The organism is Chryseobacterium sp. Leaf405, assembly GCF_001425355.1.
Taxonomy (GTDB): Bacteria; Bacteroidota; Bacteroidia; order Flavobacteriales; family Weeksellaceae; genus Chryseobacterium.
In genome coordinates this window covers 470415-482298 of record NZ_LMQN01000015.1, presented here as the reverse complement: position 1 = coordinate 482298, position 11884 = coordinate 470415, and the positions used below count along the sequence as shown (strand labels likewise).

11 protein-coding genes are annotated in these 11884 nt (G+C 29.6%); all 11 read right to left on the bottom strand.

Annotated features, from left to right (window positions below; all coding sequences use genetic code 11):
- Nucleotides 1-14: 14 nt before the first annotated feature.
- A complete protein-coding gene (locus tag ASG22_RS12045; protein ID WP_055986806.1) occupies nucleotides 15-1133 on the bottom strand; it encodes an NAD-dependent epimerase/dehydratase family protein in 1119 nt (372 codons plus the stop codon).
- Nucleotides 1133-1558: a WxcM-like domain-containing protein gene (locus tag ASG22_RS12040; RefSeq protein ID WP_055984694.1), complete on the bottom strand. Its 426-nt coding sequence runs from the start codon at nucleotides 1556-1558 to the stop codon at nucleotides 1133-1135. The genes ASG22_RS12045 and ASG22_RS12040 overlap by 1 nt, the downstream gene beginning before the upstream one ends.
- 1 nt (nucleotide 1559) lies before the next feature.
- A complete protein-coding gene (locus ASG22_RS12035; protein WP_055984691.1) occupies nucleotides 1560-2594 on the bottom strand; it encodes a polysaccharide biosynthesis protein in 1035 nt (344 codons plus the stop codon).
- Nucleotides 2578-3600 carry a glycosyltransferase gene (locus ASG22_RS12030; RefSeq protein ID WP_055984689.1) on the bottom strand — a complete coding sequence of 341 codons (1023 nt, stop codon included), beginning with the start codon at nucleotides 3598-3600 and terminating at the stop codon, nucleotides 2578-2580. Before ASG22_RS12030 ends, ASG22_RS12035 begins: the two co-directional genes overlap by 17 nt.
- Nucleotides 3597-4583, bottom strand: a complete 987-nt coding sequence (locus ASG22_RS12025; protein ID WP_055984686.1) for a glycosyltransferase family 4 protein — start codon at nucleotides 4581-4583, stop codon at nucleotides 3597-3599. Before ASG22_RS12025 ends, ASG22_RS12030 begins: the two co-directional genes overlap by 4 nt.
- Nucleotides 4584-4586: 3 nt before the next feature.
- A complete protein-coding gene (locus ASG22_RS21675) occupies nucleotides 4587-5666 on the bottom strand; it encodes an EpsG family protein (protein WP_055984684.1) in 1080 nt (359 codons plus the stop codon).
- 40 nt (nucleotides 5667-5706) lie between these two features.
- Nucleotides 5707-7128 carry a hypothetical protein gene (locus ASG22_RS12015; RefSeq protein WP_055984682.1) on the bottom strand — a complete coding sequence of 474 codons (1422 nt, stop codon included), beginning with the start codon at nucleotides 7126-7128 and terminating at the stop codon, nucleotides 5707-5709.
- A complete protein-coding gene (locus ASG22_RS12010; protein WP_055984679.1) occupies nucleotides 7119-8120 on the bottom strand; it encodes a glycosyltransferase in 1002 nt (333 codons plus the stop codon). The genes ASG22_RS12015 and ASG22_RS12010 overlap by 10 nt, the downstream gene beginning before the upstream one ends.
- A complete protein-coding gene (locus tag ASG22_RS12005; RefSeq protein ID WP_055984676.1) occupies nucleotides 8095-8988 on the bottom strand; it encodes a glycosyltransferase family 2 protein in 894 nt (297 codons plus the stop codon). The genes ASG22_RS12010 and ASG22_RS12005 overlap by 26 nt, the downstream gene beginning before the upstream one ends.
- Nucleotide 8989: 1 nt before the next feature.
- Nucleotides 8990-10447, bottom strand: a complete 1458-nt coding sequence (locus ASG22_RS12000) for a flippase (RefSeq protein ID WP_055984671.1) — start codon at nucleotides 10445-10447, stop codon at nucleotides 8990-8992.
- 132 nt (nucleotides 10448-10579) lie between these two features.
- Nucleotides 10580-11884, bottom strand: a complete 1305-nt coding sequence (locus ASG22_RS11995; protein WP_117590795.1) for a nucleotide sugar dehydrogenase — start codon at nucleotides 11882-11884, stop codon at nucleotides 10580-10582.

The window sequence follows — 11884 nt, the reverse complement described above, 5'->3', positions numbered from 1 at the left end:
AAAAATCAGTTGTATTAAACCTCTACAAAATAGGTATCTGCATCTTCCTGATTAAAAGGCTCATTAATCCAAAAAATGGTATATAATTCTTCCTCTCCTATATTTTTAATATTATGGGTGTACCAGATTGGCATATCTACATAAGCAGGTTCATTTCCGTCCAGATAAAAGTCAAGAACATCATCGGTATCTATTTTTCTTAACTGTATCAGAGCTTTACCTTTAATTACGGCAAATCTTTCAATTTTTCTTGTGTGAAAATGGTTTCCTCTTGTAATTCCGGGAACCGTGGTTGAGAAAGAACACTGTCCGCCAATCCCTAACCTTATTATCTCAACAAAAGCTCCTCTCGGATCGGTATGCTGTGTAAATTTTACAGGATAATGATTTTTAATATCAAAATAACAGCGGAATGTATTGAAAAGTTGCAAATCAAACTTTGAATCCAGTTGTGGAATTTCACCATTATCAAAATACAGGCTTTTATAATGTTCAAGTTTTGCAAGTACTTCAGAAACTTTATTTACCGAGGTATGAGGGATTTTATATAATCCATTTGTTTCAGGAATTTCGATCTGGTTAATTATTTCCTGAACGAGTTCTCCTACATAAATAAGACTAACTTCACCGTCGGTATCAACAGCAGGAATTTCACCATGAGTAAGTTTGTAGCAGAATGTAGCGATGAAAGAATTATAATTAGGTTTTCCGAATGGTCCGAAAACATTGGGAATAACCATTCCTGTAAATTTTCCTCCTGATTTCTCAGTCCATTTCAAGAATAACTCTCTACCTTGTTTTTTTGATTTTCCGTACAGATTATCTTTTTCTTCCTGAGAAGAAGATGAAAAAAGAACATGAGCCTGTGAACCAGTCCTTTCTAAAGAATCTATGAGTTTTTTTACCAAATCAAGGTTACAATTATAAATTATTTCCGGATTCAGATGACGGTTCATAGCAGCTAAATGGACAATGACATCACATTGCCTTACAAATTCATCCAGCTTTTCATTATCTTCAAAATAATCCTTTTTAAAGTCAATCCTTTCGTATCGGTCAGGTTTTAATCCCAGTGTATTATATAAATGCGAGCCTACAAAACCATTTTGCCCTGTAATTCCAATTTTTTTAATCATAATATATTTTCAAAATAATCTGAAGGGAAACGATATTCATCATTAATTTCACCCAAAGAATAATTAACCATTACCAAAAGTTTCGAATTTTCTTCTTTTGCACGAATTGCCGAAACATAGCCGCTTGGCATATAAAGAATATCCAGCTTCTCACTGGAGAGTTCAAACTCCAGAATTTCACTATTTTTTGATGGATTTTCCCAATTATCAATTTCAATTAACTTAATGATAAAAACACCTTTAGAAGCAGTAAACCAACGCTGTTCAATTTTATGCCCCGTCCAGCCTCTTATATATTCTGTACTATTGTTCTCTATAAAGTAAATTCTTTTTACTGGGGAAACATCAAAATTATTGTTAAAAAACAGACGACCTCTTTCGTCCGAATATTTCTCACCATGAATAATCTTTGGAACATTCATATTAGTCAGGATATTGCATCAAATTTTCTCCCAATACCTCTTTTCTGATGAGAGGGAGTTTCAAAAGTAGCTTTTTCATACCTTCTACATCTTCCTGTTTTGTATTATGAGAATGATAATCTTCTATTCTTGAAACTTTTTCTTCACCTTCTGAGAAATATTGAGCATAATTTAAGTCTCTGTTATCTGCAGGAATTCTGTAAAAGTCTCCCATATCTTCCGCTTTTATCATTTCTTCACGGGTACAAAGTGTTTCATAGAGTTTTTCGCCGTGCCTCGTTCCAATCACTTTTATCGGATTTTCTGCTTTAAACATTTCTTTTAATGCCTGTGCCAAATCACCAATTTTACCTGCCGGAGCTTTATTTACAAAAAGATCACCAGCATTTCCATGTTCAAAAGCAAACAGAACCAAATCTACTGCCTCTTCAAGTGACATTAAAAATCTTGTCATATTTGGATCTGTGATCGTGATCTGCTCATTATTTTTAATTTGCTTTACAAATAATGGAATTACAGAACCTCTTGAAGCCATTACATTTCCGTATCTTGTAAGACAGACCGTAGTATTTTCTAAATTTCTGGATGCTGCAACCGCTACTTTTTCCATCATCGCTTTTGAGATCCCCATAGCATTGATAGGATAGGCAGCTTTATCTGTACTTAAACAAATTACTTTTTTCACCTCATTTTTCCCAGCCGCATCGATTACATTCTGCGTACCTTCAACGTTTGTTTTTACAGCCTGCATAGGGAAAAACTCACATGAAGGAACTTGTTTTAAGGCGGCAGCATGAAAGACATAGTCGACTCCTCTCATCGCAGATTCTATACTGTTGTAATCTCTTACATCACCAATATAAAATTTTAGTTTATCATTTTTGAATTGATTCCTCATATCATCCTGCTTTTTTTCATCGCGGGAAAAAATACGTATTTCTTTAAAATGATCTGTATGTATGAATTTTCTTAAAACAGCTGTTCCAAAAGAACCTGTTCCGCCGGTTATAAGAAGTATTTTATTTTTTATTTTCATGTAGGAGTGTAATAAATTGTTTAATATTATTTGTGATTCTTTTCGTAGAGGGTTTAATATTACTTTTTAAAGATAATAATAAAGCATCAATTATGCTTTGTTCTTCGTTGGGATTAAAAATAATAGAAGGGTCACAAACCTCATACGTATATGGCAGGTCTGCTCCTATAACTTTACACCCGTTATCAATAGCTTCCACCAGCCCCAGTCCAAAGCTTTCTGCAAGAGACGGGAAAATAAGATATTCATGAGACAGATAGATTTCTTTAAGCTCATTGCGGTTTATAAAACCTAAGTTTTTAATAGGATATCCTAAGTTTTGTTTCTCTGTAATCATTTGGTAGAGCTCCGTAAAGGTTTCTGACACTGTAATTATAAGCTCCCCTTTTTTACTGATATCATAAAATTTACAAAATGCATCAATCAGCTTTATATGATTTTTATGATGAGCGGCATTGCTTACAAAAACATAAGTGTGTTTTTCTCTTTGTACAACTGTTTGAGTATCTTTAAAGGGAGGATAAAATGGAAGTTCCAAAATTATGCTTTCAGGAATATTATATTTTTGAGAAAGTTTTTCTTTAACCAAACCTGTCTGTACTATCCAATAATCTGTATTTTTCTTAAAATTATTTAATATTCGGGTCTTTATATAATATATTTTCTTTTTTACAAAAGATATATCTTTGGGCAGATCAAGGAAAAGCAACTGGTGGAAATAAGTATATACTTTGGCTGAAGTTTTTATATTAGGGGGTAAATTACCAAAACACAGAATAGTAGAAAATTTAGTCTTATTTTTCTTGTAAAAATTTCTCCTTTTTATAAGTGAAGACTGCAGATAAATAATCTCATTTGTTGATTTTATTTTTAAGCCTTCATGTTTTATTCTAATATCCAAAAGATAAAAGACTTCCTTATCTGTCTTTTCCAATTCAGAGATAAGATAGTCGAGCAGAACTTTTCCACCACTATTGTTTATGTATATAGCATCAAGAAGAATCATTTCGCAGCTATAATTTTTTGATATAATTCAATATACTGTTGTGCTATGAGCTCGGGAGTATATTTTTTTACATTTTGATGCCCTTGTATCATAAGTTTTTTTCTTAAATCATCATCCGATATTATTTGTACAATTGAATGTTTTATGGATTTCGTACTGTTAGGATCTATAAGTAAAGCCCCATTTCCTGCAACTTCTTTCATTGGTGAAAGATTGGATGTGATGACAATACAATTTCTTGCTTGAGCTTCTAATATGGGTAAGCCAAATCCTTCATACAGTGATGGAAAGCATAAAATATCATTTTCGTCATACAATTTTTCAAGATCATTATCTGAAATATTTACATAGTTTTCATATGTAAGACAATTATTATCCAAAATTTCTTTTTGCTTATCATTTATTCTTCCAACAATAGAAAAAACAACCTCTAAGTCTTTGCAGGCTTCCAATACTCTCTCTATATTTTTATTCGATCGGGTTCCTACAATTAAAATTTTGACATTTTTTATGTTTTCTTTGAGTCTTAGCGGTAGAATATCAACGGTAATACAGTTCGGAATGACCTGAAGTTTATGCGCTACAGAAGGTAACATTTTTTCAATCTCTTGTTTTGTTTTTTCAGAAATTACAGTGATATATTTCAGTTTTTTTAAGGGTAAATATATCCATATCAGAAAATATAAAAATCTCTTAATTCCTTTATATTGATATAAACCTGAAAGATCGTGAACTGTTAATATGGTTTTATCAGAGTTCAATAATAATGAAGCCCAATGAATATCACCTGTAATATGATTAATATCTCCCTGATTGTTTTTAAAAAAAATAAGTGATTTAAAAAATTTTGAAAGAGGATAAGGATTGATAAATATTTTAAATAAAACATTTTTTCTGCGCAATTCTCCCTTTAGAACAGAAAAAAGCTTTTCTATACTTATCTGACCCTCTACAGGATTTCTTTCAAAAAAGTGAATTTTCATGGCTTATAGTGTAAAGAATATCGTTTTATAAGGCAGAAATAAGTGCGGATAATACATAATATATTTAATACACAATATAAGAAAAAATGCTACTAACCCTAATATATAAATATATTTTTTTTCTTCAATAAACATCGTTATCAGCCATACATAAAACAATACCTCAAATATATTGAAATAAATGCTGATTCTAGATATTATAAAGGTGAAATTGAATGACAAGATAATATATGAAAACAATGAGAAAAACAATATATTCATCACATACCGTATCTTGATATCTCCTGCGATTTCAGTCAGTTTATCTTTATATATAAATAATAAAATAATAGGCAATAATCTTCTAAAAATTCCTGATAAATAAGTCTTCATATTTATAACATCTACTAACGACATGGATAAATAACTAAAAAACCTTTCCGAAAATGATTTAGGTAAAATGACTATTAGATTTTCCATAACAAGCATGTTAAGTCCGCTAATTTGTGTTATGAAAGCAGCAGCAATCATATAAAACCAATACTTGTACTTTATATGATTTGTAAAAAAAACAAAAACTAAACAGACGATTATTGTCCTATGGAAAAGTGAAGCTAATAATATAGTGAGGATAAACCATAATTTTTTCTTTTCCAGAAAGTATATGCTTCCAAAAAACATAATGGATAATGCCATTAATTGTCTGGTACTTCCCATTAAACCAATAACAAAACAAAAGAATATAAATATAAATAATAATGGTTTTTGAGTTGCCTTTCTAATGGAAAAGTAGTATAATATAAATACGATTAAATAATAGACAGCAATAAAAAAAGTGAAAGAGGTTTTTAAATAATCCCTGAAAAACAAAACCATAAGATTGTATCCCAACTCATATCTGTCTGTCCAAAGAAATTTCAGTTTCATTCTTTGGAAATTATTAATATAATTCCAATAGTCTGTACCGCTTTCCCATCTGAAACTTTCTAAAAACCACCAGAAAACCAAACAGAATATGAAACAAATATTTTTATTGATTATTGACTGACTTTTAAGCGAAAATAATGATAAAAAAATAAATAGTAATACAGCTATTATAATCATTGCATTATTGTATAAAATTATAACGTAAATATCAAGATTTCTATTTTCTGATTACGAATTGTTTTTTGACAAAAAAATATAAAATAATATACGTAATTATAAAATTCTGTATAATTCCTGACAGAATAAAATAAACATCCGATTCTGTTTTCAGCATCACAATCAATAAACTTGTATTTATCACATGGTGTAATAGATGACCTCTAAAAAAAACTGCTCCTAAATAAGTAACAACTATAGACAGTAAAAAAAATGTTAGTATTACATATATGTATCCACCTTCTAAATATGACCATCCGAAAGTAGTTGCAGTCATTGAATTATTTTCAACACCTGTTATAAATTTATTGAATTTACCTCCCGTATCCGATATCGGCTTATCTGACAATATTGATCTAGGTATGAAAGAAAAAGGAAGATAAATATATCTGGTCATATTTTTATAATGATTCCATTCTTGTTCTTTTTCAACACTGTACTGCAGATAAGGATAAAGAGAAAACCTGTCAGAATATGATTCGGAACTGCTACTAAATATATTGGTTATATCGGTATCATATGTTTTATTTAAAGCAAGCAAAAATGCTTCAGATTTTCCCAATCCAAGTTTACTATTCAAAATATCTCTGTAAGTATTATTAATAGGATAAATAATAATAATTAAAATCCCGGAAATAACAAGAATTTTCTTAGGTATTTTATTACCCGATTTAAGAAAAGGAATTAAAAAGCAAATCTGCGGTATTATAAATAATTCTTTCATACCAGAAAGCCCGCCCATAATCATAGCAATAACAAGTAAAATATAATAAAATATAATCTGAATTCCTTTAAAACTTTTATAATAATATCTAAAGAAGCCTAAAACAATTAGAACTAAAACAGATAAGTTATTAACGATTTGAACTATAAAAGAAGTATCTGCTGTGTTATCTTGGGTAGTTGTACCATAGCCTATTTTACCCGACATTAAAAAGTATAACTGTAAAAAATAGATAATTGCAGAAAAAATAAAAAAAATATTAATATTTTTTATTTTATACATTACTTCAGGTACATTTCTTCTTCTCAGCGCATATATTATTTTTTCAGTTACTGTTGTTACCAAAACTGCCAAAAAAACACAAAATAATGTAGGTATAATAAATTCTTGTTTAAGGTAAACTCCACCTTGGTATGCCCAGCTTATACGATTATCAATCTCATTGATAATACTAAAATAATTTAATATAATTGTATAGAATGCTGTGATTCTAAACCAATCGAGTAAAGTTGGACTTCCTATTTTATACCAATTATATAAAAATTGAATAACTGTAAGCACAATAATTCCAAAACAAATTATCAATTCATATATCATTGATTGTCTTTTAGAATTATCAAGACTAAAAACAGAGAAAATAAGATATACGAAAATCACAGCAATCACAGATAATATGTAATTCTTTTTATTTAATTCCATTGAACTATTTTGATAACACTTTCCATTCTTTTTTCATAGGTATGATGCTCCGTAAAATACATTTTTTGCTCCTCACAAATAGCATATCTTTCTTGAGGATTGTTTAGATAATATTGTATTTTTTCAATAGCTTCATTAATACTTTTATAAGTGAATTTTTCAGGGTCTATTGTAGAATAATCTTTAATTATCGGTTTATAATCACACAATTGAAAAGCTCCGATCCCTGCAATTTCAAAAAACTTTACATTTACAGATTCTATTTCAGCGTAATGAAAATTATTAAATACAATTTTAGAACCTAATAATATTTCTGATTTTCTGTTACCTGTAATAAATTCATTGGTGAAATTATTCTCAACTTCTTTTTGTGGAAATCTTCTGTCCGGTACTCCAAATAACTTTATATTTACACCGCTATCTACTAATTTTTTCACCATATTAGCACGATAAGGATACATTGTTCCAAAAGTAACTACATCGATGTCAATCTCTTTCTCCAGCAGAGCTTTTTCTTTATCAATAGATTTATGAACTCTTGGATTAAAAGCTTCAGGAAGATAATGTGCATTCAAGCTCATCTTATCTTTCATAAAGCTAACAATATAAGGATCTTTGGTAAAATACGCATCATAATTTGAAACAAATATCTGCTGGTATTCAAAGGTGGTTAAGGCATCAGGATTAATGTGAATTATCTTCACATTTTTCAGCTCATTTTTAATTTTTCGGATACAGTTTGGATGGATAAAACGATAAACTCCAATTACCAAATCCGGTTTTTCATCAATAATACGATTTGCAATTTTATTAAACATATATTCATCGTATTTTGGGAAAAATTTTGTTGCCCAATAATTATATTTATATGGTATTTTAATCACATCGTTTACATCAATATGAAAAACCTTATGACCAAGAAACCGAAGTGAATCTTGAAGATGATATTCTAGACTGTCAAAATCTTTACTTCCTATAATTGCTATATTCATAAAGTTTACTAATATTATTTTTTATGAAACTTATATTTTCTTTAATAGTATAATTTGAATTTAGAAATCTTACAGGAGTACATAATAATTCAAAAAAAACGTATTTCAAAAAATTCTGACTATCATTTTTCCTAAAATATAATGTTTGGCTATCTTGAATGACTTTTCTTTTCCAGTTATTTAACTTAGAACTAGCCCCTTCCAAATGGATTATTTTTGTTTGATTGATTATATAATTCACTTTAGATAAATTAAAAATTCTTTTCTGTAAATCAGTTTCTTCAAAATACAGGAAAAACTTTTCATCAAAACCATTGACTTGTAAAAATAATTCTCTTTTTAAAAACATATCTGCTCCACTTACCATATCAACTTTTGTTATATTACTAAAATTTATTTCTTGGTAAGTATTCAATCTTGTTTTAAAAAATAAATTCAAATAATCTGAAATGTAAAACTTAACTTTTGGAAACGATCCAGCCGTATTTAATTTATTTAAATTTTCGTCACACAAGATTGCTCCCAGCACTCCTATATTTAGTTTATTGTTATTAATCTTAAAAAAATCCAATAAAATTTTCACTGAATTTTCAATCAATATTGTATCAGAATTTAATAAAAATAAAAATTCTCCTATAGCATATCGGCTACCCAGATTATTTGCTTTTCCAAAACCCAGATTTTCGTGAACATATATATATCTTATATCTTTTCTTTTTTCAAAATGTTCTTTAGATCCGTCAGTAGATCCGTTATCTACCAAAATAATTTCATATTTTACATCCTGCGTCTTAGAAATGATAGAATCTATGCAGTTATTTGTTATGACTTTTGTATTATAATTTACAATTATAATTGAACAATCCATGTTATCTTTTAAGTTTAGCTTTAATCATATTGACAACTTCAAAAAACACTTTTTCTTTAGAAATATAAAGTATTAACACAAAAAGTAGAATTGCCAAACTTATTTCTATTATTACTTTTATTAATAATTCAGTACTTGCAAGCAGCGAAGTTAATAAAAACAAAAGAATTGAAATTGCCAGCGACCCGATAATATATATGGATATACTTTTATTAAAAAAATTAATTTTCTGCAGCACAGATTTTCCTAAAACAATCATAAAAACAACACCAATAATCTCTGAGAAGACAGCTATCGAGGCTGTCGCATTATGTCCGTATATTCGTACAAATATTAAATTAAGAATAATACTAAGGACAGCTGCAATGATAGTTGAAACCGTATAAATTCTTTCTTTACCCAACGGAAAAAGCACCAGATAGCCTAAGAAATATGCCAATCCTACGATAGTTACAATAGGTGATAAAATCTGAGTTGTAAGAATCGATTCCTGGAAATCATTACCTCCCATTAAAAGGGTAAAATCTTTTGCCAAAACCATAAAAGCAAAAGTAGAAGGTATTGAAAAAATCATAATATAATTAAGAGCAGTTTCTACTAAACTGTAGAATGCTTTTTTATCAGTCGTCAACAAATTTGCTAATCTTGGCAGCATTACAGCACCAATTGTGGTAACAATTGCAATAACAAAACGAATCAACTTATTAGCCATCACATAATATCCTACCGACTCATCGCCTTTAGCTGTACCTAAGATAGTAATATCTAATTGAAGATAAATACTCACCGAAATTGAACCTACAAAAATCGTAAGGGCTGGCTTTAAATGCTGTTTTAAATTTAACTTTTTAAAAGAAATATCTTTAAAATCCAAATATTTTTTTAAATATAAAATATTGAAAATATTTGCTCCAACCGTGCTTAAAATAACAATAAAGGCATACCAGAGATAATCATCGGGATTTTTAACCAAGACAAATAATAAGACAAAACTTAACACGCGTACAATCAGATAACGAATGGTTATAAACATCTGATCTTCAATCCCCTGATAAAACCATTCTGCCCCAAAATTTGTAAACAATATAATGGTACTCAGAACAATAATAAGTTCTTTATATGAAAAAAAATAAGGAAGATTAAGAATTACTCCAAAAATAATGATATAAGAAATGAGGGTGGTAATTCCTAAGATTGACAATAGCTCAAGAACCAGTTTTGTTCTTTTATAGCTGTCATTCCTTATTTTTGCGACTTCCCTCAATCCATACATCGGGATTCCCAATGACGATAACAATAAGAAATAAGTAATGATAGAATTCACATATTCAACTTTTCCCAAGCTTTCAGCACCCAACACCTTATTAATGTAAGGCATTGTAATAATCCCAAACAAAATACCCGAAACCACTCTCAGTAAATTTAAGGCGTAGTTTACTTTAATACTTCGAATCTTCATTAAGAAAAAGTGATTTATAAAATTCCCTAAAGAAATTTAGTTTATATTTAAAAAAACGTTTCTCCATTCCAGAGAAAACGTTTCTTTTATCTTGTACATATTCATATATGCAATATTATATTCAGCTAATGATTACAGTCTCGCATCTACAGTATCTTTGTCTAGAAATGCTTTAACATCAAATAACACTGAATCATTATTCTTAAGAGAAGCAATATCTAAATTTATAAATTCTGTATGTGAAACAGCTAAAATGACAACCTCATACTTTTTATCATTTCCAAGAGTTTGGAGAGTTTCTACATCATATTCACCTTTCACCTCTTCTTTATCTGCCCAAGGATCATAAATATCCACATTAAGACCATATTGCTTAAGCTCAGAATAAATATCCACTACTTTCGTATTCCTGATATCCGGACAATTTTCTTTGAATGTAATTCCAAGAATCAGAGCATTTGCATTTTTAATCTGAATTCCTTTTTGAATCATCAATTTTACCACTTTTCCGGCAATAAATTCCGGCATCATATCATTTACTCTTCTTCCACTTAAAATTACCTGAGGATGATATCCTAACTGTACAGCTTTATGAGCCAAATAATAAGGATCAACAGAAATACAATGTCCCCCAACTAAGCCCGGACGATAAGGTAAAAAGTTAAATTTTGTTCCTGCTGCTTCTAATACATCATGAGTATCTATTCCCACTCTGTCAAAAATCAACGCCAGTTCATTGACAAAAGAAATGTTAACATCCCTTTGTGCATTTTCGATAGCTTTAGAAGCCTCGGCAACTTTTATGCTTGGTGCTTTATGTGTACCTGCTTTAATAATCAGCTTGTATAGCTGATCAATATTTTCAGCAATTTCAGGTGTTGAACCGGAAGTTACTTTTTTAATTGTAACCAATGTATTTACTTTATCTCCCGGAACTATTCTCTCAGGAGAATATCCCACATAGAAATCTTCATTCAGCTTCAATCCCGATTCTTTTTCTAATACAGGGATACATTCTTCTTCTGTGCATCCAGGATAAACTGTAGATTCATAAATAACAACATCCCCTTTTTTAAGAATCTCTCCCAGCATTTTACTTGCTTTAATTAATAAAGTAAGATCAGGAGCATTAAATCTGTCTATAGGTGTGGGTACCGTTACGATATAGACATTGGCATTGGTAATTTCTGTTAGGGAACATGAAGGAATATATCCTTTTTTAAAATTACTTTCAGAGGCTTCTTTTAAACGCTCTTCTATTTCATGAGAATCAGCTTCCAGTGTATGGTCTTCACCATTTTTAAGCTCTTCAATTCTTTTAACGTTGATATCAAAACCGTATACCGGTAAATGTTTTGAAAATTCTAATGCTAATGGAAGCCCGACATATCCTTGTCCGATTACTGCAATTTTGTAATTTTCCAGTGTGTTCATCAT

Coding starts and splice junctions, on each gene's coding strand:
- ASG22_RS12000 (WP_055984671.1), bottom strand. CDS start 10,447: ATGAAGATTCGAAGTATTAAAGTAAACTACGCCTTAAATTTACTGAGA.
- ASG22_RS12005 (WP_055984676.1), bottom strand. CDS start 8,988: ATGGATTGTTCAATTATAATTGTAAATTATAATACAAAAGTCATAACA.
- ASG22_RS12030 (WP_055984689.1), bottom strand. CDS start 3,600: ATGATTCTTCTTGATGCTATATACATAAACAATAGTGGTGGAAAAGTT.
- ASG22_RS12025 (WP_055984686.1), bottom strand. CDS start 4,583: ATGAAAATTCACTTTTTTGAAAGAAATCCTGTAGAGGGTCAGATAAGT.
- ASG22_RS12035 (WP_055984691.1), bottom strand. CDS start 2,594: ATGAAAATAAAAAATAAAATACTTCTTATAACCGGCGGAACAGGTTCT.
- ASG22_RS12015 (WP_055984682.1), bottom strand. CDS start 7,128: ATGGAATTAAATAAAAAGAATTACATATTATCTGTGATTGCTGTGATT.
- ASG22_RS21675 (WP_055984684.1), bottom strand. CDS start 5,666: ATGATTATAATAGCTGTATTACTATTTATTTTTTTATCATTATTTTCG.
- ASG22_RS12010 (WP_055984679.1), bottom strand. CDS start 8,120: ATGAATATAGCAATTATAGGAAGTAAAGATTTTGACAGTCTAGAATAT.
- ASG22_RS11995 (WP_117590795.1), bottom strand. CDS start 11,884: ATGATGAACACACTGGAAAATTACAAAATTGCAGTAATCGGACAAGGA.
- ASG22_RS12040 (WP_055984694.1), bottom strand. CDS start 1,558: ATGAATGTTCCAAAGATTATTCATGGTGAGAAATATTCGGACGAAAGA.